This window comes from Loktanella sp. 3ANDIMAR09 (assembly GCF_001420005.1).
Classification (GTDB): Bacteria; Pseudomonadota; Alphaproteobacteria; order Rhodobacterales; family Rhodobacteraceae; genus Loktanella.
The window spans coordinates 245,150-267,237 of sequence record NZ_LJAK01000002.1; the positions used below are offsets into that span (position 1 = coordinate 245,150).

Annotated in this window: 22 protein-coding genes and 1 tRNA gene; 12 read left to right on the top strand and 11 right to left on the bottom strand. The window is 62.7% G+C overall.

All coding sequences use genetic code 11. The features are described 5' to 3' along the window. Nucleotides 1–15: 15 nt before the first annotated feature. Both AN189_RS04050 and AN189_RS04055 read right to left on the bottom strand, forming a co-directional pair. Nucleotides 16–89: transfer RNA gene (locus AN189_RS04050), tRNA-Gly, on the bottom strand. Nucleotides 90–182: 93 nt separating this feature from the next. Next, complete coding sequence (locus AN189_RS04055) at nt 183–752, bottom strand: DUF882 domain-containing protein (protein ID WP_056032123.1); 570 nt, start codon at nt 750–752, stop codon at nt 183–185. A gap of 335 nt (nt 753–1,087) precedes the next feature. Here AN189_RS04055 and AN189_RS04060 point away from each other — a divergent pair, with 335 nt between their 5' ends. From AN189_RS04060 to AN189_RS04075, 4 genes are read left to right on the top strand one after another with little or no spacing between them, the layout of a single operon-like run. Then, the gene (locus AN189_RS04060; RefSeq protein ID WP_056031421.1) at nt 1,088–2,686 is read left to right on the top strand and encodes a murein L,D-transpeptidase; all 1,599 of its coding nucleotides are present in this window, start codon (nt 1,088–1,090) and stop codon (nt 2,684–2,686) included. Nucleotides 2,687–2,718: 32 nt separating this feature from the next. Next, nucleotides 2,719–3,813: a UDP-3-O-(3-hydroxymyristoyl)glucosamine N-acyltransferase gene (locus AN189_RS04065; RefSeq protein ID WP_056031425.1), complete on the top strand. Its 1,095-nt coding sequence runs from the start codon at nt 2,719–2,721 to the stop codon at nt 3,811–3,813. A gap of 3 nt (nt 3,814–3,816) precedes the next feature. Continuing rightward, nucleotides 3,817–4,101 (top strand): acyl carrier protein, encoded by a 285-nt coding sequence (locus tag AN189_RS04070; protein WP_157057374.1) that lies wholly within the window; start codon nt 3,817–3,819, stop codon nt 4,099–4,101. Between the two features lie 5 nt (nt 4,102–4,106). Continuing rightward, entirely contained in the window at nt 4,107–5,309 is a 1,203-nt protein-coding gene (locus AN189_RS04075) for a beta-ketoacyl synthase (RefSeq protein WP_056031431.1), read from the top strand. A gap of 61 nt (nt 5,310–5,370) precedes the next feature. On the opposite strand, the gene AN189_RS04080 is transcribed toward AN189_RS04075, so the two are convergent. Next, complete coding sequence (locus AN189_RS04080; protein WP_056031433.1) at nt 5,371–5,967, bottom strand: invasion associated locus B family protein; 597 nt, start codon at nt 5,965–5,967, stop codon at nt 5,371–5,373. Nucleotides 5,968–6,290: 323 nt separating this feature from the next. Here AN189_RS04080 and AN189_RS04085 point away from each other — a divergent pair, with 323 nt between their 5' ends. Next, complete coding sequence (locus AN189_RS04085; RefSeq protein WP_056031436.1) at nt 6,291–7,829, top strand: helicase HerA-like domain-containing protein; 1,539 nt, start codon at nt 6,291–6,293, stop codon at nt 7,827–7,829. Continuing rightward, nucleotides 7,829–8,452, top strand: coding sequence for a bifunctional 2-polyprenyl-6-hydroxyphenol methylase/3-demethylubiquinol 3-O-methyltransferase UbiG (locus AN189_RS04090; protein ID WP_056031439.1), 624 nt, complete (start codon nt 7,829–7,831; stop codon nt 8,450–8,452). Before AN189_RS04085 ends, AN189_RS04090 begins: the two co-directional genes overlap by 1 nt. Before the next feature lie 42 nt (nt 8,453–8,494). Here the strand turns inward: AN189_RS04090 and AN189_RS04095 are convergent, their stop codons facing one another. Genes AN189_RS04095 through AN189_RS19330 form a run of 4 tightly spaced genes read right to left on the bottom strand, consistent with a single transcriptional unit; the run spans nt 8,495 to nt 12,444 of the window. Beyond that, nucleotides 8,495–9,811: an HlyC/CorC family transporter gene (locus AN189_RS04095; protein ID WP_056031442.1), complete on the bottom strand. Its 1,317-nt coding sequence runs from the start codon at nt 9,809–9,811 to the stop codon at nt 8,495–8,497. A 55-nt stretch (nt 9,812–9,866) separates the two neighbouring features. Next, nucleotides 9,867–10,790 (bottom strand): site-specific tyrosine recombinase XerD, encoded by a 924-nt coding sequence (locus AN189_RS04100; protein WP_253279544.1) that lies wholly within the window; start codon nt 10,788–10,790, stop codon nt 9,867–9,869. A gap of 11 nt (nt 10,791–10,801) precedes the next feature. Beyond that, entirely contained in the window at nt 10,802–12,277 is a 1,476-nt protein-coding gene (locus AN189_RS04105) for a hypothetical protein (protein WP_253279545.1), read from the bottom strand. Nucleotides 12,278–12,303: 26 nt separating this feature from the next. Further along, entirely contained in the window at nt 12,304–12,444 is a 141-nt protein-coding gene (locus AN189_RS19330) for a hypothetical protein (RefSeq protein WP_172794847.1), read from the bottom strand. 165 nt (nt 12,445–12,609) lie between these two features. On the opposite strand from AN189_RS19330, the gene AN189_RS04110 reads away from it, so the two are divergent. After that, nucleotides 12,610–13,188 carry a shikimate kinase gene (locus AN189_RS04110; protein WP_056031452.1) on the top strand — a complete coding sequence of 193 codons (579 nt, stop codon included), beginning with the start codon at nt 12,610–12,612 and terminating at the stop codon, nt 13,186–13,188. Beyond that, nucleotides 13,185–14,288 (top strand): 3-dehydroquinate synthase, encoded by a 1,104-nt coding sequence (gene aroB / locus AN189_RS04115; protein ID WP_056031455.1) that lies wholly within the window; start codon nt 13,185–13,187, stop codon nt 14,286–14,288. Before AN189_RS04110 ends, aroB begins: the two co-directional genes overlap by 4 nt. A 43-nt stretch (nt 14,289–14,331) precedes the next feature. Here the strand turns inward: aroB and ssb are convergent, their stop codons facing one another. Continuing rightward, nucleotides 14,332–14,883, bottom strand: coding sequence for a single-stranded DNA-binding protein (gene ssb / locus AN189_RS04120; RefSeq protein WP_056031458.1), 552 nt, complete (start codon nt 14,881–14,883; stop codon nt 14,332–14,334). A 139-nt stretch (nt 14,884–15,022) separates the two neighbouring features. On the opposite strand from ssb, the gene AN189_RS04125 reads away from it, so the two are divergent. After that, entirely contained in the window at nt 15,023–15,610 is a 588-nt protein-coding gene (locus tag AN189_RS04125) for a lytic transglycosylase domain-containing protein (protein WP_056031461.1), read from the top strand. 46 nt (nt 15,611–15,656) lie between these two features. After that, nucleotides 15,657–16,943 carry a DUF2254 domain-containing protein gene (locus tag AN189_RS04130; protein WP_083484242.1) on the top strand — a complete coding sequence of 429 codons (1,287 nt, stop codon included), beginning with the start codon at nt 15,657–15,659 and terminating at the stop codon, nt 16,941–16,943. A 61-nt stretch (nt 16,944–17,004) separates the two neighbouring features. Here the strand turns inward: AN189_RS04130 and AN189_RS04135 are convergent, their stop codons facing one another. The 3 genes from AN189_RS04135 to miaA form a co-directional block, all read right to left on the bottom strand. Further along, nucleotides 17,005–18,666 carry an ABC transporter substrate-binding protein gene (locus AN189_RS04135; protein ID WP_056031467.1) on the bottom strand — a complete coding sequence of 554 codons (1,662 nt, stop codon included), beginning with the start codon at nt 18,664–18,666 and terminating at the stop codon, nt 17,005–17,007. Nucleotides 18,667–18,782: 116 nt separating this feature from the next. Continuing rightward, nucleotides 18,783–19,640 carry an AraC family transcriptional regulator gene (locus tag AN189_RS04140; RefSeq protein ID WP_056031470.1) on the bottom strand — a complete coding sequence of 286 codons (858 nt, stop codon included), beginning with the start codon at nt 19,638–19,640 and terminating at the stop codon, nt 18,783–18,785. A 61-nt stretch (nt 19,641–19,701) separates the two neighbouring features. Further along, nucleotides 19,702–20,598 (bottom strand): tRNA (adenosine(37)-N6)-dimethylallyltransferase MiaA, encoded by an 897-nt coding sequence (gene miaA, locus AN189_RS04145; RefSeq protein WP_172794853.1) that lies wholly within the window; start codon nt 20,596–20,598, stop codon nt 19,702–19,704. Between the two features lie 83 nt (nt 20,599–20,681). On the opposite strand from miaA, the gene pyrH reads away from it, so the two are divergent. Continuing rightward, nucleotides 20,682–21,404, top strand: a complete 723-nt coding sequence (gene pyrH / locus AN189_RS04150; protein ID WP_056032126.1) for a UMP kinase — start codon at nt 20,682–20,684, stop codon at nt 21,402–21,404. Nucleotides 21,405–21,521: 117 nt separating this feature from the next. Then, nucleotides 21,522–22,082, top strand: coding sequence for a ribosome recycling factor (gene frr / locus AN189_RS04155; protein ID WP_056031477.1), 561 nt, complete (start codon nt 21,522–21,524; stop codon nt 22,080–22,082). The last annotated feature ends 6 nt before the right edge of the window (nt 22,083–22,088 follow it).

Genomic DNA, 22,088 nt, shown 5'->3' on the forward strand with positions numbered 1-22,088 from the left:
CTGCGCGATGGAGGGTGGAGCGGGTAACGGGAATCGAACCCGTAACTGAAGCTTGGGAAGCTTTCGTGATACCTTTTCACCATACCCGCGCAAATCAGTGCTTACACGCGGTCCGGTGCTGCTGCAAGTGGGCATGAAAAAAGCGCCCGAAGGCGCTTTGTTTCAGGGAGGAGGGTGCTGGATCAGCTGCCCCAGGTGCGCACGTCACCGCAATCCATGTGGACGAAATCCGAACCGGAATAACGACCGACACCGCCTGCACGACAGGACGCTGCGGCCTGTGCGATCTGGCGCACGGACCGGCTGGACAGGCGCAGATCCGCGGCCTGACCCTTGAGGTGGAGGGAATTGCGGGCAACACCGGACGACTGCCTGCGCAGCATCGTGTTGGTTTCCGGTGACCGGTAGCCTGACAACAGCATATAGGGTTCGGTCGCGTCCAGCAGGCGATGGGCGGCTGCCATGATGTCGACCGTGCGGGTGTCGATGTTGATCGTCTTGCCGTTGCGCCAGTCGCGCATGAAGACGTTGATTTCGTTGATGGCCTCGCCGATGTACTGGCCTTCGATCCAGTAGATGGTATCCAGACGTTCGCCCGTGCGTCCCGAATACATCTTGATCCTGCGGATATCACCGCCACCACGCAGAAATCCTGCCGCGTTGGAATAGGTCGGTGCCGCTGTCAGTGCCGTTGCAGCAAACGCGCCGAGTAGTCCACGCCGGGTCATGCCCGAAGAGCTGTTCGTTCCCATAATCACCTGTCCCAGTCTGCCGATGCGTGGTTGATCCACGCTAACGATCATCAGATACGTAGACTGTGTTGCACAGTTGTCTGAACGGACCAAGCCCCCTCTGAATTTGTTCCATAATTTTGCCACATCTCGGCAAATTTTCGCGCACGACCCCGTGATTCCATCGTTCGTGCGTCGCGGCCCAGATGCAACAGGGATGCGAAAGGCGGCGTATTGTCGCCAATATCGGTGGACAGGATGACCCCGAGACCGGACAAGTCGGACAAAGCCCTGCTGCCGGGGCGTCACGTCAAGTCCGGGGAAAACTCTTGTCAAACGCTTTGCCTGTGGGGTTCATGCCTCTTGTTTCGCGCGCTGCTGCTGTCGCGGGTGTTCTTCTTGTGTTGCTGTTCAGTCTGCCGACATTGGCACAGGCCCAGGTGACGGCATTCCGTCAGGCGGTCGCTGAATCCGCAGCGCGGGACACGGATCTTGCCGCGTTTTATCGTGCCCGCGATTTCGAGGGGATCTGGACCGGGTCGGACAACGCCGCGAAACAGCGCCGCAACGCATTGCTGGCGGCGCTGGCCGGTGCGCCCGCCCATGGTTTGCCAGCATCGACCTATGATTCCGATCAGTTGATGGCAGAGCTGCGCGCCGCCCAGACACCCGCACAGCAAGGCCAGATGGAAGTCCGGCTGAGCCAGATCTTCTTGCAATATGCCCGCGATGTGCAGACCGGTATCCTGACGCCCGCAAATATCGTGCCGCTGATCAAACGCGAGGTTCCGCTGCGGTCGCGTGCGGGAACGATTGACGCCTTTGTCCAGTCGAACCCGGCAGCGTTTCTGCGGTCATTGCCGCCCAGCAGCCCCGAATACGCACGTCTGATGACCGAAAAGCTGCGCATGGAACGCCAGCTGGCGCAGGGCGGCTATGGCCCCAGTGTGCCGGCCGGCAGCCTCGCACCCGGTGCGTCGGGCGCTGCGGTCGTGGCATTGCGGGATCGTCTGATTGCGATGGGGCACCTCGAACGCACGGCGACCCAGACCTATGACAGCACCATTCAGGCTGGCGTGCAGCGTTTCCAGCAGGCGATGGGCCTTGCGGTTGACGGTGTGGCGGGTGAAGGCACCATGTCCCAGATCAACGTTTCCATGGAACGGCGGATGCAGTCCGTGATCGTTGCGATGGAACGTGAACGCTGGATCAACCGGCCGCGTGGTGCGCGTCACATCTGGGTCAACCTGACCGATTTCACCGCCGCTATCGTGGACAATGACCGGACCACGTTCTCGACGCGGTCGGTCATCGGGGCGCAGGACATGGATCGCCGCACGCCTGAATTTTCCGATGTGATGGAATTCATGGTGATCAATCCCAGCTGGTATGTGCCGCGTTCCATCGTGGTGGGGGAATATCTGCCGCAGCTCCAGCGGAACGCCAATGCGGTCAGCCATCTGGATGTGACCGACCGCAACGGGCGCGTGGTGCCACGCGGTGCGGTCAATGCCAGTGCCTATACCGAACGCACCTTTCCTTATGCGATGCGTCAGGGGCCCAGCCCGAACAACGCGCTTGGACTGGTCAAGTTCATGTTTCCCAACCAGTACAACATCTATCTGCACGATACCCCGGCCAAGAACCTGTTCAGCCGGTCCGTGCGTGCCTTTAGCCACGGCTGCATCCGTCTGAACGATCCGTTTGATTTCGCCTATGCCCTGCTGTCAAAACAAGAGAGCGACCCCCAAGGTTTCTTTCAGTCGCGGCTTGCGACCGGTGCAGAGACCCGTGTGAACCTGAACGAACCCGTGCCGGTGCATATCGTCTATCGCACCGCATTTACCCATGTGACGGGCAAGTTGCAGTTCCGGAACGATATCTACGGCCGCGACGCCAAGATCTGGGATGCTTTGGCCCGCGAGGGGGTAGCGATCCGGGCGGTGCAGGGCTAAATCAACGTCAGACACCCGCTGCGGAGAATGACATGCCCCTGACGATCGCCGAAATCGCGCAGGCCCTCGGGACCACGGCGCATGGCAACACGGCACTGGTGGTGCAGCGCCCCGCCGAGCCGGGCAGCGCTGGTCCTGATGATCTCGCTCTTGCCATGTCCAAGGCCTATGCCGATGCGCTGCGCAGCAGTCAGGCGCGCGCGGCGATTGTCTGGGACGGGGCGGATCTGGACGATCTTGGCCTTGCGGCGGCGATTACGGTGCCACGCGCACGCCTTGCCATGGCGCAGTTGACGCAGGCCTTTGACCCGCGTCCTGCGGGGGCTGGCATTCATCCCACGGCCGTGATCGATCCTGCGGCGCGGATCGGCGCGGATGTGCATATCGGACCATTCGTGGTGATCGGGCCGGGTGTCGCATTGGGCGACGGGTGCCGCATCGATAGCCATGTCAGTATCGGCGACCGCGCCACCCTCGGGGCCGGGTGTTGGCTGGGGGCGGGCACGCGCATTGGTCGCGACTGCCATCTGGGTGCGCGGGTCATTACCCAACCCAATGCCGTGATCGGGTCCGACGGATTTTCCTATGTGACCACCGACCTCGCCAACGAGGAACGCGCGATCAAGACCATGGGGCGGACGCCGCTGACCCCGCCGCAGGACGGCACGCGCCATCGGATTCATTCGCTGGGTGGGGTCGTGCTGGGGGACGATGTCGAGGTCGGTTCGAATTCGACGATTGACGCAGGCACGATCAGACCTACCCGGATCGGTCGCGGAACCAAGATCGATAACCAGGTCCATATCGGTCATAATTGCGTGGTGGGCGAGGATTGCATCGTCTGCGGTCACGTGGGTCTTGCTGGGTCCGGCACCTTTGGCGACCGCTGCGTGTTTGCGGGCAAGGTCGGGACTAAGGATCACGTTACCCTTGGAAATGATGTGGTGATGGGAGGCGGGGCAAACGTTTATTCCGATTTCCCCGACGGTGCCTTTGTCATGGGCAGTCCGGCGCTGGACATGCCGGACCACCGCGCCCAGCAAAAGGCGCTGCGCGGTTTGCCGCAACTGCAAAAAATCGTGGCGGACCTGCGTGCCCGCCTGACCAATCCGGGTGAGGCCGGCTGAGCCATGTCAGAACAACAGATGCAATACGATCAGACTGTTGCAGACAAGATTATCCAGATCCTGGCGGATCAGGCGTTGTTGGACAGTGCCGATGTGACAATGGACGACACGTTGGACAGCCTCGGTCTGGACAGCATGGGCGTGGTCGAGACGATTTTCGCCATCGAAGAGGCGTTCGACATTACGGTGCCGTTCAATGCGAACGCGCCGCAGGACAGCGGGTTTGACGTGTCCTCGGTGCGGTCCATCGTGGCGGCGGTCCAGGATCTGATCCAGCGGCAGGGCTGACGGGAATGCGGCGGGTCGTCATTACCGGGGCCGGCACGATCAACCCGCTGGGCGCATCTGTTGCCGCAACCTTTGACGCGATGCGGGCAGGAACCTGTGCCATCGGTCCATTGGATATTCGCGACGTGGACCGCCTGCAGGTCAGGATCGGTGCGCAGGTGCGCGACTACGATGAGGCCGATCATTTCACCAGGCAGCAGTTAACGCTGTACGACAGGTTCACCCAATTTGCGCTGATCGCGGGCGCGCAGGCCGTGACGCAAGCAGGGCTGGTCGGTGTCGATCCTGATCGGGCGGGCGTGGTGCTGGGCACGTCGGGGGGCGGTCTGAACACGCTCGATGACAATTACCGCGCTGTGTATGAGGACCGCCGCGACCGTGTGCATCCGTTCATCGTGCCGCGCCTGATGGCCAATGCCGCCGCCAGCCATCTGTCGATGACGCACGGCCTGCGCGGACCGGTAACGACCGTGTCCACGGCCTGCGCGTCCTCCAATCATGCGATGGGGCAGGCATTGGCGACGATCCGCGGGGGGCAGGCCGACGTCATGCTGACTGGCGGGGCCGAGGCCATGCTGTGTTTTGGCGGGATCAAGGCCTGGGAAGGGCTGCGCGTCATGGCGCGCGACACCTGCCGCCCGTTCTCGGCGGACCGGACCGGGATGGTGCAGGGCGAAGGGGCCGCAGTGTTTGTGTTCGAGGACCGGGATCACGCACTGGCCCGCGGTGCGACGATCATGGCCGAGGTTGCGGGATTTGCCGCTACCTCTGACGCGGGCGATATCGTGAGCCCCAGCCAGGACGGTGCCGCACGCGCGATGCGCGGTGCGATGGCCGATGCCGGGCTGACCCCTGCGCAGGTGGGCTATATCAATGCCCATGGCACCGGGACTGCGGCGAATGACCGGACCGAATGTGCAGCGGTCCACGAGGTGTTCGGCGAACACGCCCGGGACCTGCTGATATCATCGACCAAATCCATGCATGGCCATTTGATCGGTGCCGCAGGCGCCGTCGAATTGCTGGCCTGCCTGATGGCCCTGACCGAAGGGGTGATCGCGCCCACGGTCAACCACCGTGCGGCTGACCCCGATTGCGACCTGGATATCGTCGCCAATACCGCACGCAGGGCCGAGGTATCGGCAGTGCTGTCCAATGCCTTTGCATTCGGTGGATTGAATGCGGTGGTGGCGCTGACCCGTGCCTGAGGCATGAAAAAGGCCGCCCTGCGCGATGGCGGGCGGCCCGGTCGCAGATTATCGTCTATGATTACTGCTGATCGACGCTGTCAAAACCGGCGGTGAAACCCGACAGCGACATGTCCAGAACAACCTCTTGGTCGGGGGCCGCGGCAGGCACCATGCGCACAACGGCGTTATTGCCCCGCTTGAGCTGGTTGACCTCTTCTGCGGTGAACCCGACACGCGCCACGCATCCCGCCTGGTTGCAGAACGTGAACGGGTAGACCTTGGGTTCGTTGCTGTCGATGGTGACGCGCAGGTTCTGGGTCAAAAGCGTTTCAAGCGGCACGACGAAAGTCGCGCCAGCCGCAGCTTCGCCACCGGCGGGCAAGGGAAAGGTGCTGACCTCGGCCACGGCATTGCCGTCGTCATCCATCAACAGCTGATACAGCTGGCATGGGTCGGTGCCTTCTTCGGCCTTGAGGCAGCGAAGCGACCAATCGTTGAACTCTTGGCGGATGTAGGGCTGTCCGATGCGCAGCTCTTCTGCTGCGGGGGCTTCTGCTGCGGGTGCCTCGGCTGGGGTGTCCGTCGCGGGGGTTTCTTCTGTGGTCTGTGCGGCGGCAGCCAGCGGCGCGGCGGCAACCAGCAGTGCCAGCAGCGTTGTCTTGGTCGTTTCGAACATCGGATACCTCTTGGTATAGAATTTGGCCCTGAAGTAGCATGCAACCGCAGGACTGTCAGTGACAAATTTACGACCACGCACGACACCGCCGACAACAAAAAAGGGCCCCGCAAAGGACCCTTTTCCGTTCTCCCTGCCGGACGTTGCCGACGAATTGACCGAACGCTAGGGCAAGCTTTCTGTTGCGTCAACGCGAAAATGAAGGAGCGCGTCATTGGGTCCCGTTGCCTTGCCGACAAATCGAACCACGCCCGGTTTGAGGCTTTTATCAGGCGCAGCGGGCGCATAGAGTTTCGCTGCGAAAGAACGCTTTGGGGGCTGATATGACGGATCGTATTTTCATCGGGGGGGGTGGTGAAAACTATGCCGCGCCGCAGGAGTTGTTGCTGAACAAGGCCAATCGCCACGGCCTGATCGCGGGTGCCACTGGCACCGGCAAGACCGTCACGCTGCAAATTCTGGCCGAAGGATTTTCCGCCGCTGGCGTCCCTGTGTTCTTGTCCGACGTCAAGGGCGATCTGTCGGGGCTTGCGGTCAGCGGATCAGCCGATTTCAAGCTGCACGAACCCTTTATGAAACGGTCCGAAACCATCGGTCTGGACCTGCAATACAGCGCCTTTCCCGTCACGTTCTGGGACCTGCTGGGGGAGCAGGGCCATCCGATCCGGGCAACCGTCGCGGAAATGGGGCCGCTGTTGCTCAGCCGTCTGCTGGGCCTGACCGACGTGCAGGAAGGCGTGATGAACGTCGCATTCCGCGTGGCCGACGAAGAGGGGCTGCCACTGCTGGACCTCAAGGATCTGCAGGCGCTGCTGGTCTGGGTCGGGCAGAATGCCAAGGATCTGTCGCTGCGCTATGGCAATGTGGCCGCGTCCTCGGTGGGCGCGATCCAGCGGCAATTGCTGGTCCTGGAAAATCAGGGGGGCAACCAGTTGTTCGGTGAACCCGCGTTGGAATTGTCGGACATTATCCGCTGTGCCGATGACGGCCGCGGCATGATCAACATTCTGGCAGCTGACCGGTTGATGGCGTCACCCGCGCTTTATGCCACGTTCCTGTTGTGGCTGTTGTCGGAACTGTTCGAGGAACTGCCAGAGGTCGGCAACCCGGACAAACCCAAACTGGTTTTCTTCTTTGACGAGGCGCATCTGCTGTTTGACGACGCACCCAAGGCATTGGTGGACAAGGTCGAACAGGTCGCGCGCCTGATCCGGTCCAAGGGGGTTGGCGTCTATTTCATCACGCAGAACCCCGACGATGTGCCGGACGATGTGCTGGGGCAGTTGGGTAACCGCGTGCAGCACGCCCTGCGGTCATTTACCGAACGCGACCGCAAGGCCCTGCAAAAGGCCGCCGAAACCTATCGTCAGAACCCTGCATTCGACACGGCAGAGGCGATCCAGCAGGTCGGCACCGGCGAGGCGGTCACGTCGATGCTGGACAACAAGGGTGCCCCGATGATCGTCGAGCGGACGCTGATCCGCCCGCCGTCGTCGCAACTGGGCCCCATTGATCCCAGCACACGCGCCGTGATGATGGGGCAGAACCCGATGCACGCGAAATACAGCACCGCCGTGGACCGCGACAGCGCATTCGAAATGCTGAGCAAACGCGCAGGCGACGCGGCCAAGGCCGCAGCAGAAGCCGAAGCCGCCGAGGAAAAGGCCGAAGCACAAGAACGCGAATTCAAGATGGCGCGTCGCTACGAAGGCAAGCAGACCGGGCGGTCAACCCCGCGCCGGGCCAAGGACGACGGCGGTTTCGGGGGGGCAATCGCATCCGTCGTGGTCAAGGAACTGAAGGGCACCACCGGTCGTCGTATCGTGCGCGGCATCCTGGGCGGGTTGTTCAAGGGTCGCTGATGGCCGACGACAAAACATTCTGGGATCGCGCGGCGGACAAATACATCAGTGATCCGATTGCGGACATGGAGGCCTACGAAGAAGGGCTGCGCCGCACGATCCCCCATCTGTCAAAGGACATGCGCGCGATTGAGATTGGCTGTGGGTCGGGCATGACCGCCCGCAGGCTGGCACCGCATGTCGCTCATCTGACGGCGACCGACCTGTCCAGCGCCATGATCGGCCATGCGCGCAAACTGCAGGACAGTGAAAACGGCCCCGACAATATCGACTACCGCGTGGCCGACCTCTCGGAGCTTTCGCACGAAAACGCCGACGTCGTTTTGTGTTTCAGTCTGCTGCATTTGCTGCCCGATCTGGACGCTGGCCTGCGTCAGATACATCACATGCTGCCGGCGGGTGGCCTGTTCATTTCAAAAACACCTTGTCTTGGCGGGATATGGTCAGCGCTCAAGTTGGTCATGTGGCCGATGAAGCGACTGGGCAAGGCGCCGTCCAATGTCGATTTTTTCACTGCGGAGCGTCTGGAAACCAGGATCAGAGCTGCCGGATTTGACATCATCGACGCGGATGTGCAGCCCACGCGCCCGCCGCGCCACTATATTGTTGCGCGCCGCATCTGATGGAGTGATCGAGGGCGCGGACAATCCGTCCGCGCCACCCGGTCAAAGCGGACGGATGCTGAGGACGGAAATTCGGTTTTCGTCCTTTTCCATGACTTCGAACCGGAACCCGTAAAAGCTGAAAACCTGACCGACCAACGGGATGATCTGGGCCTCGTGGATCACCAGACCAGCGACGGTATTCGCGGTTTCGTCAGGCAGGTTCCAGTCGTGCGCACGGTTCACGTCGCGGATCGTCATGGAGCCATCAACAATATAGCCACCGTCGGGCGTCGTCTCAAAGACATAGTCTTCTTCGTCGTCGTGTTCGTCAGCAATTTCGCCCACGATTTCCTCGAGGATATCCTCGAGTGTCAGCAAACCCTGCAATGCGCCGTATTCATCCACCACCAGCGCGAAATGCGATTTGCGTTTCAGGAACTGGCGCATCTGGTCGTTCAGCGTGGTGGTTTCCGGCACGAAATAGGGCGGCATGGCCACGTCCATGATGTCGACGCGGGTGACGCCATCCGACAGTTTTGTGCCGTCGTCCTGCACGTCATGCATGGCGCGCAACAGGTCCTTGGCATGGATGACACCGACAATGTTTTCGGGATCGTCACGGAACAGCGGCAGGCGGGTGTGCGTGCTTTCAAGGCATTGGCGCAGAATGTCCGCCGCGGGCTGGTCGGCGTCGACCATTTCGATGCCGGAGCGGTGCAACATCACCTCCTCGACGGTGCGTTCCGCCAGATCCAGCGCGCCCAGGATACGGTCGCGGTCCTCTTTCTGGACGACGCCTTCGGAATGACCCAGTTGCAGCGCACCGGCGATTTCCTCGCGCACGGCGAGGATGTTGCTGTCGGGATCGGTCTGCACGCCAAAGACGCGCAGCACACCGCGCACGAAAAACCGCACGGCGCCCACGATGGGCGAAAACAGGATCACCACCACCTTGATCGGCCGCGACACGATGCTGGCCGTGGTTTCGGGGTTGGTGATGGCGTAGGTTTTCGGCAGCACCTCTGCGAAAATCAACACCAGCGTGGTCATCACGAGGGTGGCCAAGGCCACGCCGTTGGGGCCAAAGAGCTGCGTCAACAATGCCGTTGCAAGCGAGGTCGCCAGGATGTTGACCACGTTGTTGCCCAGCAGGACCGACCCGATCAGGCGTTCGTTGTCCTCGGTCAGGTCCAGCGCACGCGATGCGCCCTTGTTGCCGCGGTCGGCGGCGGCGCGCAGTTTCCCGCGCGATGCAGCGGTCAAAGCTGTTTCCGACCCCGAAAAGAACCCCGACATGAACAGCAACAACACGATGCCCCCTGCGGTAATCCAGAAAGCGGCGTCAAAGAGCGCGGGCGCACTCGAAAGGGGGTCCATCAGGTCAGTTCCAATTGTTGATCAAGGCGAGGATATGGGGTCTGGCACAGTCGCTTCAAGTGGTTTTGGCCGCTTGTGCCAAGGGGTGGTGATTGAGCACCAGTTCAGACAGCGCTTCGTCCAGGACGTGGGTGTAGATTTCGGTCGTGGCGACATCGGCGTGACCCAGCATGATCTGGATCGCACGCAGATCGGCACCGCCCGCCAGCAGATGGGTAGCAAAGGCATGACGCATGGTGTGCGGTGTCACATCCGTATGGGCCAGACCGGCGGCTGCCGCCAGCTCCTTGATTAATGTGAAAAACCGCTGGCGGGTCATGTGCCCGGCCTTGCCACGGGCCGGAAAGAGGAATTTCGACACCGGCTTGCCCTGTGCGCGGCGCGCGTCCTGTTCGGCGTCCCAGACCTGCAACCAGTCGCGCACGGCCATGCGGGCAGGGGGCGACAGCGGGACCAGCCGTTCCTTGCCACCCTTGCCCAGCACCAGCAGCATGCGCGGGTCGCCGCGTGCGGCGCTGACGGGCAGGCTGACCAATTCCGTCACGCGCATCCCCGTCGCATAGAGCAATTCCATCAGGCAGGTGTTGCGTGTCGCGTCGGGGGCGGTGTCACGGGCCGCCTGCAACAGCCTGCCGACCTCTTCGACGGTCAGCGTCTTGGGCAGGGTTCTGGACTTGCCCGGCCCCTTGATCCGGATCGCCGGGTTGTCGGCGCGCCAGCCTTCTTCGAAAGCAAAACGATAAAGTTGCCGGATCGCCGACAGCCTGCGGGCGCGGGTCGCGCGGGCAAGGCCCTGCGCGTCGCAGTCGATCAGATAGCTTTCGACGTGGTCCTGTGTCGCGGTGTCGAAATGCAGTCCCTTGTCGGCCAGCCAATCCGCGAAATCGGCCAGATCGCGGGCGTAGGCCAGTTGCGTATTCTGTGCCGCGTCCAGTTCCGCCGCCTGTGCCGCGACAAAGGTCTGCACCCAGCGCGTCATGGGCTGCGCCGTCATGTGCGGCGGTCCAGCAGCAGCAATTCGATCGCGGCCTGACGTGCCACCCGGTCCTGTCCCGCGGCGCGCAGCACACGCAGCGCATCGGTGATCGCAGGGCCATCGCCTGCCGCACCGGCGTCAAAGATCGCAATGGCGCGCAGCAACGCCTCTCCGGTGCGGCCATCCTGAAGCAGTGCATCCAGCTGCGCGGAGGGTGGCGCGCCGTCAAAACCTGCACTGATCGCAGCCTCGACAGTGGTGCGCGTCGGCACATCCGCCGGATCGCCCGACAGCAGCGCCTGCACCAATGCGCTGCCGCCGGGGGCTGGTTGACCGGCCAGATGCCGGATCTTGCGGACGATGTCGAACACCTCTGGATCGTCGAGACCGTCCAGATCGTCGGCATAGAGCGTGGCAAAGAGGGTCTCTGCGCGGATGGCCTGCATGGCGTCCCAGGCAGCGGGCAGGGTCGCGGCCATTGCTGATGCATCGGCAATACGGGTAGCCGCGTGAAATTCCTGAAAGGCGTCGACGCGGTCCCAGACGCCGCCCGACGCCGAGGGCGTGCGCGCCAGATACAGGTCGGACAGGCTGGCGGCCGGCAGGGCATTGTGCATGGCCAGCCGTTCGGCTGCGTCCAGACGGCTCTTGAGGCCGACCGTGTCGCCAAGGTCTGCATAGGCAAAGGCCAGCGGCAGGCGGGCCGTCGCCAGTCCTTCTCCGATGGCACCGCGCAGGCGGAACACAAGCGGGCTGATACGGTCCGGGGCCGCCATCGGTCCTTTGGCTTCGAACAATTCCGGGTCCAGAAAGCGCGACAACAGCAATTCTTCGTCTGCATCCAGATCGCCCAGGGCTGCGTTGGTGTTGACGGTCAGGGCCGCGGCTGACCAATCGCCCGCGCGCGCCAGACAAAACACCCGCGCCGATACCGTGGGGGCGAGCGATGGGCTGGCCTGCATGGCGCGGCAGGCGTCATCCTCGGATCCGGTCAGCAGTGCGACGTCGAACCAACGCCGGAACAGGGCCGGGTCACGGGTGGCGTCCAAGGTGTCGATCAGCGCCTGCGCCTGCGGCAGCAACGCCAGATCCAGCAATTTGTCGATCCGCGCGATCAGGACAGGCAGTTCCGCGCCGGCGGGTGCCTCTGCGCGGGTGAGCAACAGGGCGGACAACAGGCCGTGCAGCGCAGGCAGACCGGGCGACGCCTGTGCATTGATCAGGGTTGTCACGTCGTCACCCGTGCTGGCCTGCCACAGGTCTGCGGGCAGGCCGCTGATGCGCGGGGCGAGGATGCCCACAGCGCCGAAACCAGATGCCCCTAGGGGGGTGACGGTGACCTGGGGGACATCGATTCTGCTGGCCACGGATGGTTCATCGCGTCGCACCGGCGGCACCGGTGCCGTGATCGCCACCGATTGCGACAGCCAGTCGATTGCGGACAAGGGTTCGTTCGCTGTTTGCGACAGGCCTGTTGCAGGCAGCAGCACCAACGCCGCTATGGCTGCATGCCTGTTCAATCGGTTTCCAACGTCACGGGTTGCGTGATCTGCGTGCTGGGTGCTGCAAAATCGTCGGGAAACAGCAGCGGTCCCGCATAGGCGTATGCGATCAACGCAAGCCCTGCGACCAGGATCAGGAAAAACAAGAATTTCATCAATCGCCACATCTGTCTGGGCCCCTGCCGATTTGTCGCCGGACGATTGGTCGCCGCGGATTTGAGATGTTTATATATGGCCTTTTTGGCAAGATCACGCCATTCAAGGCAGGAAATCTGAAACTGGCGGCAGATAGCCTGCCGCGCAAGACAAATGGGTGACCAGTGGGGTCCGAGACACGCACCACCGGCTCTGAATCCCTGATCCTGCATCGCACCGTGGTGATGGTGGGCATGATGGGGTCGGGCAAGACGGCGATCGGCCGCGCATTGGCGGCGCGACTGGGGGTGCCGTTCACCGACAGCGATGCCGAGATCGAGACGGCCGCCGCTGCCACGATCGCCGAAATCTTTGAACGTGACGGCGAGGCGTTTTTTCGCCGCCGTGAATCAGAGGTCATCGCGCGGTTGATGACGGACCGTCCCGCGATCCTGTCCACCGGGGGCGGCGCCTATCTGGCAGAACGGAACCGTGACGTGATCCACGAACACGGCATCGCGGTCTGGTTGAATGCACCGCTAAGCGTGCTGTGGGACCGGGTCAGAAACAAGGATACGCGGCCGCTGCTGCGGACAGCCGATCCCTATGGCACGCTTGCGCAGCTCTTTGCCGACCGCAATCCGGTCTATGCGCAGGCTGAATTGAAACTGGACGTGCAGGCCCGGTCGACAATCGAAGACACCACAAGTGCCGTGATCGATTTGCTGGCCACACGCCCCGACATCTTGGAGGTCCGCCGATGACCGAAACCGTCACCGTGGATCTGCCGGGGCGTGCCTATGACGTGGTGATCGGTCCGGGGTTGCTTGCGGATGCCGGTGCGCGCATTGCAGCACTGGGTGGGCGTCGCCATGTCGCCATTTTGACGGATGAAACCGTGGCCGGACTGCATTTGAACAGTTTGCAGGCGGCGCTGACTGACGCGGGGCTCACGTCAGAGGCCTTGGCCCTGCCGCCCGGCGAGGCGACCAAATGCTGGGCGCAGCTGTCGCGCAGCGTCGAATGGCTGCTGGATCAAAAGGTCGAACGCGGCGATGTGATCGTGGCACTTGGCGGTGGCGTGATCGGGGATCTGGGCGGCTTTGCCGCCGCGATCCTGCGGCGTGGTGTTCGTTTCGTACAGGTGCCGACCAGCCTCTTGGCGCAGGTCGACAGCTCGGTCGGGGGCAAGACAGGGATCAACGCACCGCAAGGCAAGAATCTGGTCGGTGCGTTTCATCAACCCAGCCTCGTGTTGGCTGATACGGACCTGCTGGCAACGCTGCCCGCCCGGGATTTTTTGGCGGGCTACGGCGAGGTCGTGAAATACGGCCTGCTGGGGGATGCCGCATTCTTTGACTGGCTGGAGGCGAACGCCGCTGCGATGGCCGCAGGTGATGTGGACGCGCGGGTGCGCGCCGTCACGCGGTCCGTTCAGATGAAGGCCGAAATCGTGTTGCGCGACGAAACCGAACAGGGTGACCGCGCGCTGTTGAACCTGGGTCATACGTTCTGTCACGCGCTAGAGGCGGCGACGGGGTATTCGGACCGTCTGCTGCATGGCGAGGGCGTGGCGATCGGCTGTGCACTGGCGTTCGAGCTGTCGCAAAGGCTGGGTCTGTGCCCACAAGAGGACCCCAGTCGTGTCCGCGCCCATCTGGCCGCGCTTGGCATGAAAAAGGACATCCGCGACATTCCCGGCGATCTGCCCGACCCCGCGGCGCTGCTCTCCCTCATGGGACAGGACAAGAAGGTGCAGGCCGGTGTGCTTCGGTTCGTGCTGGCACGCGGTATCGGCCAGGCGTTCGTCACGTCCGATGTGCCACGCGATGCGGTGCTGTCGGTGCTGGCGGATTCGTTCTAAGGCGGAACGGAAAACGCCGCCCCGTGGGGCGGCGTTTGTTGGATCAGAACGGGATTTCGTCGTCCATGTCGCGGCCACCGCCGCCACCGCCGCCGCCGCCATTGCCGCCACCGCCGTAGCCCCCACCAGAGCTGCCGCCGCCATAACCGCCGCCGCTGTCGCCACCGTAGCCGCCGCCGCTGTCGCCGCCATAGCCACCGCCGGAATCGCCACCGTAGCCACCGCCGCCGCCGGCGTTGTCTCCACGACCGTCAAGCATCGTCAGCGTCGAATTGTAGGGGCGCAACACGACTTCGGTGCTGTAGCGGTCCTGGCCGGACTGGTCCTGCCATTTGCGGGTTTCCAGCTGGCCTTCGATATAGACCTTGGACCCCTTGCGCAGATATTGTTCTGCCACCTTGGCCAGGGGTTCGCTGAAAATCGCGACGCTGTGCCATTCGGTGCGTTCCTTGCGTTCGCCCGAATTGCGGTCCTTCCAGGTTTCAGAGGTGGCGATCCGCAGGTTGCAGACCTTGCCACCGTTCTGGAACGTGCGCACCTCGGGGTCGCGCCCCAGGTTGCCGATGATGATGACCTTGTTCACTGAACCCGCCATGAAGTCCCCCTGCGATTCTGATGTTCGTGTCGTTGTGACAGATTTGCGGCCCAAGGTTAACAGGCGCTGAAGACCATTGGGGTGGTCAGGGCCGTCGAATCGGATAGACTGAGTACTCACGCGTATCCTGGGGGCGTCGATGATCAGAGCCAGTCTTGCGATTTCAGTCTGTTTGGCTGTGACGGCAACCGTTGCATCCGCGCAAAGCGTTTCGACGTCGAACCGGATGCAATTGTTCCAGAACCAGTTGTCAGTGCTCGATAATCGGGCCTCGCAGCAATACAACAATTCGATCCGCTTGCAGCCACCGCGCGTGGAAGTGCCAAGTCTGACACCGCCGACACCGCGTTATGCGGGGCGTTATGAGGGGCCTTATCTCGCGCTTGCGCGTGCTGCCGCGCGCCGCCACGGCATCCCCGAGGATCTGTTTGCGCGGCTGGTTCAGCAGGAATCGAACTGGAATGCGGGTGCGATTTCGCACAAGGGTGCCATCGGTCTTGCGCAGTTGATGCCGGATACCGCGCGTATGTTGCGGGTTGATCCGCACGATCCGGCCGAGAACCTTGAAGGCGGGGCACGATACCTCAAACAGCAATATGTCACGTTTGGGAACTGGCCACACGCGCTGGCGGCGTATAACGCTGGTCCCGGCGCCGTTGCAAAATTCCGTGGCATCCCACCCTACCGCGAAACACAGAACTACGTGGCGCGCATCTGGGGAAGTTGACGCGGATTTGCCCCTGTCGTCGCCGCGTGCATGAAAGGGGTGCTGCATGTCATCATTGAAATTCCGGTTGAAGCGGCTGTTCGAGCGGATTTGGGTGCCGATCGGTGCCTACGGCCTGCTGGGCGTGATCGCGGCTGCGATGGGGTCGATGCTGGCCGACGTGATCCCATCGTCGCTGGCGTTTCAGATCGGCGCGGAATCGATCGATGCGATCCTGAATATCATGGCCTCTTCGATGCTGGCGGTGACGACCTTTTCGTTGTCCATCATGCTGTCTGCCTTCAACACGGCGTCCAGCACGGCCACGCCGCGCGCTTTCTTGTTGCTCAAGACGGACCAGACGGCGCAACAGGTTCTGGCCAGTTTCATCGGCGCGTTCATCTTCAGCCTTGTGGGTATCATCAGTTTGCAGATCGGCCTTTACGGCGAGGGCGGTCGCGTGATCCTGTTCGGGGCGACATTGCTGGTGCTGTCTCTGATCATTATCAATCTGGTCCGGTGGATCGGGCATCTGACGGATTTCGGACGGTTGGGCGATACACTGGCTCGGGTGGAACGCGCGGCCGGTGATGCGATGGCGGCACGGCTGGCGGCCCCGTTTCTGGGCGGGCGGCCGTTGGTTGGCACCGTGCCGGATGATGCGGTGCCGATGCGTGCGACGGACATCGGACACGTCAGGTTCATTGATCTGCACCGCCTGGACAAACTGGCCGAGACACACGCGGCAACGATTTATCTTGCGGTGCTGCCAGGCGGTTTCGCCACACGCGACATGCCGCTGGCCCATATCGCCGGCGGCCCGGTCGGTCCCGACTATGACGGCCTGCTGCAAGACGCCCTGTCGTGCTTCGAGATCAGCGCGGACCGCAGTTTCGATCAGGATCCGCGTTTTGGCCTGATCGTGATGTCCGAAATCGCAAGCCGCGCGCTGTCGCCGGCGGTGAACGATCCGGGCACGGGCATCGACGTCATTCGCCGCATGACGCGCATCCTGTCGCAATGGGACGCACCGGCCGATCCCGAAGTGACGCTTTCGCATCTTTTCGTGCGGGGATTGAAGGCCGAGGATGTGCTGGTGGATGCCTTTCAGGCGATCGCGCGGGACGGGGCCGCGCTGATAGAGGTGCAGATCGCGGTCCAGCGGTCACTGCTTGCGTTGACCCGTTTGCAGCCGCCTGTTTTCGGGCCGGCCGCGGTCGCGCAATCGCAACGCGCCCTGGCGCATGCGGCAGATGCGATGCTGATCGGCACGGACATCGATCGATTGCGCCAGATGTCCGAGGAGATCGCCGCGGCTGCCCGTCCAGCACAGGGTCAGATCGGACAGATGTGATCTGATACGCCGATTTTTCGCGAAAAATCGGGCGGTCCCTGAATTTTCGCGAAAATTCGGATCAGATGCTGCGACCCAGTTTGTAGAGCTGGGGCAGATACGCGATATGCATGTCTGCGCCGGTGACATCGGGCTTTGCGTGTCGGTAGAGCATGCGCCAGTAGGGTTGCAGCGTCACGGCATCATCCCGCATCAAGGTCTGGAGTCGCGCCATGACCGCGCGGCGTGCCTGCGCATCGGCGATGGCGCCTGCCTCGGTCAGTGCTGCATCGAAGGCGGGATTGGCATAGCCGCTTTCGTTCCATGCCGCACCGGACCGATAGGCAAGGGCGAGTGTCTGAATGCCCAGTGGCCGGTGGTTCCAGTTCGTCGCGCTGAACGGATAATTGTTCCAATTCGCCCAATAGGTCGACCCCGGGACGATCCGGCGGCTGACCTTGAAGCCCGCGTCCCGCAGTTGTGCCGCCACCGCATCGGCGGTGTTCCTGCGCCAGTCGTCATCAATCGAGGTGATTTCCATGTCGAAATCGGCCATCCCGGCCTGGGTCAGCAAGTCAAAGGCGGCAGCGGGGTCATGGGGCAGGGCGGGAATGTCGGCCCATTCGGGATGCATGGGGCCGACATGCATGTTGCGCGCGGCAATGCCCCGGTCGGCATAGCCCAGTTCCAGGCAGACGGCAGGGTCCACGGCCATCGCAATCGCCCGTCTGACCCGGACATCGGCGTAGGGTGTCACGCCATCAACCTCGGCCTGCGCGTTGGTGCGGATGCAGATGGTGGCCCCTGACGCGATCTGTGATTTTTGCCAACCCAGCGCATCCATGACCTCGACGAAATCGCCGACGGTCTCGAACAGCATGTCGACCTCGTCTGCGACCGCGGCAGCCGCCCAGGCGGCCGGATCGGTACCGCAATCGATGAATGAGATCTGGTCGAGCGTGGCACCCTTGCCAGCGGCATCGCCCCACCAGACGTGATCGCGGTTGCGCACCAGATCGGCGCGCGTGCCGGCCTCGAAGAAGGTCGGAAGATACGGTCCGGTGCCAACAGGATTTTCCAGCATTGTCTCGGGCGAAAATCCGGCAGGCGTGATGGCGGCCGGATAATCGGACATGCTGGCAACAAGCGAGATGTCGGGTGACGGCAGATGCAGTGCGATCGTCAGGTCGTCGATCAACTCAATCGCATCCGGTCTGATCTGACCGGTCGCATCGTCGATCAACACGCCAAAGCGGGCGGCCATAGAGTTGCCCGCGACCGAGGTATCGCACCATCCTGTGATGTTCCGCGCGACATCTGACGCGGTAAAGGCCGTGCCATCGTTCCAGGTCACGCCGGGTCTGACATTCAGCCTGTATCGTGTCGCGTCGGCGTTCACGGTCCAGCTGTCCAGCAACATCGGGCCAAAGGTCCCGTCGTTGTTGTATTCGACCAGATATTCCAGCCAGCCAGAGGTAAAATAGGCAAGTTCGGTCCAGTCAAAGGTGCGCGGGTCGCGGGGGGTGCGCACGCCCATCTGGATGCGCAACGTGCCGCCCGGCCGCACCGGTGCCTGTGCCTGCGCTGGCGCGGTCAGGCCCAGCAGGCCGTAGGCGGCGGTGCCCGTCAGTCCCAGTGCCGTGCTCCGGGTCAGGAATGCGCGTCGATCCATCTGCCCGGACCGCACCTCTTGGGCATACATCAGTGCTGCGGGATGGACGGGCTGCGATGTCGGGTCGATCATGGTCTCCGATCCAATCGTGGCTGCGGCTGTCGTACCTTGTTCGCTATGCCCCAGAGCCTGTAGGGGCGCAACGCGGCTGTCACTGTGCAGGCATGAATCCGACCCTTGCCCGCGACCTAATGCTGTCCCGCGCGACGCTGGTCCGGGACGGATTTGCGAAATGCACTGGGGGTCTGGCCGGAACGCGCCTGAAACACGCGGCTGAAATAGGCCGCAGACCCATAGCCCGCGACCTGCGCCACATCAGCGATGGGCGCGCGGGTGTCGCGCAGCATACGGCATGCCTCGTAGTGCCTGCGATCCGACAGCAGCGTCAGTGCGGATTGACCGCTGGTCTGACGGCAGCACCTTGTCAGATGCGTGGCTGTGACACCCAGCGAGGCCGCATAATCCGCAATACCCTTGTCTGTTGGAAAATGACGCTCGATCAGGTCCGTATAGGCCGCGACCAGTCGCGCCGCACTGGAGTTGCGCCGATCCACGTCAGGACCGGTATTGCGCTGATTGTCGATCTGCCGGGCAAAGAACACGGCCAACAGCCCGGCCTGGTAATGGGCCGCGCGCCGCGCGTGCTGCCTGTCCGACGACAGCTCTCTTTCCAGTCCGTCAAAGAGGGTCAGAAATTCCTTTTGGGCCATGACGTCCCGAAGGCGCAGATGCACCGCCTCGGACGGCCATTCGGATGCCATGGCGCGCGGCAGGGTCAGCAGATGGCCGTATACGGTCGGGCCGGCCTCGAAACCGTACATGGTCCGTGCCGGGATATAGATGAGGTTGTTGGCAAAATACCCGTGGGTCAGGCCCTGGATGATGATGCGCCCCTGACCGCGCGCGATGAACAGCAGGCGCGGCGTGGCATGGCTGCGCATGGCCTCGGTGCGCCAGCGGTTCGCCTGTGTCGCGCCGCCTATGGGTTGCAAGGCAAGCGCGCTGTCAGGCGGTTGGGACGGGATCAGGCTGGCGATATGCGACATGGGCAGGTCCAATGTTCGATTTGGACAAAAGTGCCTGCCCGTTTGTTCAAAAACAACAGATTTAATCGGAAACAAATTGTAAAGCTGTGGATGGATCTGTGGATAGCGTGGGGACGACCTGCCAGTCCCGCATCCGTTTGCGAAACCATGTCCGCTGCCGCTTGGCGTATTGGCGCGATGCGATGATCGCCGATGTCCGGGCCTCGGGCAGTGACAGCTGGCCGGTGACATGGGCGATCAGCTCTGGTGCGCCGATGGCCTTGGACGAAGGATGCCGCGGATCCCATGTCGGGGCCATGGCCCGGGCCTCGTCCAATGCGCCGGCTTCCAGCATCGCATCAAATCGGCGTGCGATCCGCGGTGTCAGCCAGTCCTTTGGCGCGTCCACCACGATGGCTGTTGCACCCGCAAGCGGCAAAAGCGGCGGTGGTGTTGCATCCTGCCAGTCGATCAGGCTGCGGCCGGTCGCTTTCTGAACCTCCCACGCGCGCTGCACGCGGGCACGGTTGGCCGTATCGATCCGCGCATGCGTCGCGGCCTCGAGGTCCGCCAGCAGGCCCGACAGTGAACGGCTGTCCGCATCCGCGCGCACATCATCGGGGGTCGGGGGGATGTCGGCCAGCCCTTCGGTCAGGGCGGTCAGATACAGGCCGGTCCCGCCCACGATGATGGGGCGTGGTCCTGCCAGCAAAGGGGCAACATCCCGCAGCCAGTGACCGACGGAATAGGGCGCATCATATGCAATGTGGCCGTATAGCGCGTGATCCGCCTGCGCCAGATCGGCGTCGTCCGGGCGGGCGGTGACGATGCGCCAGCCATCAAAGACCTGCATGGCGTCGGCATTGACGATCACGCCGCCTTGGGTGCGTGCAATGTGCAACGCAAGCGCCGATTTGCCGGATGCCGTGGGGCCTGCAATCAGGACGGGCCTGCCGCTGTGGATCGTGATCGGTGCCACGGCGGGCCTTTCTGCAATTGAACCTTGGGTCTTTTTGCGACAATTTGCGCGGCAGTGAAACCCCGACGAACAGGATGCCCCAAATGCCGGACAAAGCGACGACCTACAGCCGCGTGATGCTCAAGATTTCCGGCGAGGCCCTGATGGGCGATACGGCGTTCGGCCTGCATCCGCCCACCGTCCAGCGGATCGCCAAAGAGGTCCAGACCGTGCACCAGATGGGGGTCGAGATCTGCATGGTGATCGGTGGCGGCAATATCTTTCGCGGGTTGCAGGGCAGTGCGCAGGGGATGGAACGCACCACGGCCGATTACATGGGGATGCTGGCCACGGTGATGAATGCGCTGGCGATGCAATCCGCTCTGGAAGAGCTGGGCATCCATACCCGCGTGATCAGCGCCATCACGATGAACGAGGTGGCAGAGCCCTATATCCGCCGTCGCGCCGTCCGCCATCTGGAGAAAAAGCGCGTCTGCATCTTTGCCGCGGGCACCGGCAACCCGTACTTCACCACCGACACGGCCGCCACCCTGCGCGCCAACGAAATGGCCTGCGAGGCCATTTTCAAGGGGACCAAGGTGGATGGTGTCTATGACAAGGACCCCGCCAAACACGCCGACGCCAAGCGCTATGACAGGGTATCCTACGACGAGGTGCTGGCCCAGCATCTGGGTGTGATGGACGCGAGTGCGATCGCGCTTGCCCGCGACAACCACCTGCCCATCATCGTGTTTTCGCTGGATGAACCCGGCGGGTTCAAGGGCATCCTTGCAGGCGACGGAACCTATACCATCGTGCACGACTGACAGGCAAAACGATCCGAACGGGCCACAGGCGATCCGAACGGTGATCTATACACGCAGCACAAATTGACGTAAGTGCAGGCAAAACCGGATGATACTCCGATAAGAGAGCGACAAGACATGGCAGACGATTTCGAACTTGATACCGACGACCTGGGCCGCCGTATGGACGGCGCGATTGCGAACCTGCGGGTGGAACTTGCGTCCCTGCGGACCGGGCGTGCGTCCGGTTCGATGCTGGAACCCATCATGGTCGATGCCTATGGCAGCCCGACGCCGATCAACCAGGTCGGCACCGTGAACGTGCCAGAACCGCGGATGGTCACGATCAACGTCTGGGACAAGGGTCTGGTCAACAAGGTCGAAAAGGCGATCCGCGAAAGCGGGCTGGGCATCAATCCGCAGTTGAACGGCACGATCATCATGCTGCCGATCCCAGAACTGAACGAGGAACGTCGCCGCGAGTTGACCAAGGTGGCCGGCTCTTACGCCGAGAGCGCGCGTGTCAGCATCCGCAACCTGCGGCGCGACGGCATGGACCAGATCAAGAAGGCAAAGGACGGCATGTCCGAGGATGACCAGAAATTCTGGGAGGCCGCCGTTCAGGAACTGACCGACAGCCATATCAAGCTGGTGGACGAGACGCTGGAAACCAAGCAAGCCGAGATCATGCAGGTTTGACGCCAA

What these genes read in the sequence shown, in the direction of transcription:
- AN189_RS04100 (WP_253279544.1), bottom strand. Translation starts at nt 10,790, where the DNA reads ATGACGCGCTGGGTGCAGACCTTTGTCGCGGCACAGGCGGCGGAACTG.
- AN189_RS04130 (WP_083484242.1), top strand. Translation starts at nt 15,657, where the DNA reads ATGTCATCATTGAAATTCCGGTTGAAGCGGCTGTTCGAGCGGATTTGG.
- AN189_RS04140 (WP_056031470.1), bottom strand. Translation starts at nt 19,640, where the DNA reads ATGTCGCATATCGCCAGCCTGATCCCGTCCCAACCGCCTGACAGCGCG.
- AN189_RS04065 (WP_056031425.1), top strand. Translation starts at nt 2,719, where the DNA reads ATGCCCCTGACGATCGCCGAAATCGCGCAGGCCCTCGGGACCACGGCG.
- pyrH (WP_056032126.1), top strand. Translation starts at nt 20,682, where the DNA reads ATGCCGGACAAAGCGACGACCTACAGCCGCGTGATGCTCAAGATTTCC.
- aroB (WP_056031455.1), top strand. Translation starts at nt 13,185, where the DNA reads ATGACCGAAACCGTCACCGTGGATCTGCCGGGGCGTGCCTATGACGTG.
- AN189_RS19330 (WP_172794847.1), bottom strand. Translation starts at nt 12,444, where the DNA reads ATGAAATTCTTGTTTTTCCTGATCCTGGTCGCAGGGCTTGCGTTGATC.
- AN189_RS04080 (WP_056031433.1), bottom strand. Translation starts at nt 5,967, where the DNA reads ATGTTCGAAACGACCAAGACAACGCTGCTGGCACTGCTGGTTGCCGCC.
- AN189_RS04135 (WP_056031467.1), bottom strand. Translation starts at nt 18,666, where the DNA reads ATGATCGACCCGACATCGCAGCCCGTCCATCCCGCAGCACTGATGTAT.
- AN189_RS04085 (WP_056031436.1), top strand. Translation starts at nt 6,291, where the DNA reads ATGACGGATCGTATTTTCATCGGGGGGGGTGGTGAAAACTATGCCGCG.
- AN189_RS04125 (WP_056031461.1), top strand. Translation starts at nt 15,023, where the DNA reads ATGATCAGAGCCAGTCTTGCGATTTCAGTCTGTTTGGCTGTGACGGCA.
- AN189_RS04090 (WP_056031439.1), top strand. Translation starts at nt 7,829, where the DNA reads ATGGCCGACGACAAAACATTCTGGGATCGCGCGGCGGACAAATACATC.
- AN189_RS04060 (WP_056031421.1), top strand. Translation starts at nt 1,088, where the DNA reads ATGCCTCTTGTTTCGCGCGCTGCTGCTGTCGCGGGTGTTCTTCTTGTG.
- AN189_RS04075 (WP_056031431.1), top strand. Translation starts at nt 4,107, where the DNA reads ATGCGGCGGGTCGTCATTACCGGGGCCGGCACGATCAACCCGCTGGGC.
- AN189_RS04070 (WP_157057374.1), top strand. Translation starts at nt 3,817, where the DNA reads ATGTCAGAACAACAGATGCAATACGATCAGACTGTTGCAGACAAGATT.
- frr (WP_056031477.1), top strand. Translation starts at nt 21,522, where the DNA reads ATGGCAGACGATTTCGAACTTGATACCGACGACCTGGGCCGCCGTATG.
- AN189_RS04095 (WP_056031442.1), bottom strand. Translation starts at nt 9,811, where the DNA reads ATGGACCCCCTTTCGAGTGCGCCCGCGCTCTTTGACGCCGCTTTCTGG.
- ssb (WP_056031458.1), bottom strand. Translation starts at nt 14,883, where the DNA reads ATGGCGGGTTCAGTGAACAAGGTCATCATCATCGGCAACCTGGGGCGC.
- AN189_RS04055 (WP_056032123.1), bottom strand. Translation starts at nt 752, where the DNA reads ATGGGAACGAACAGCTCTTCGGGCATGACCCGGCGTGGACTACTCGGC.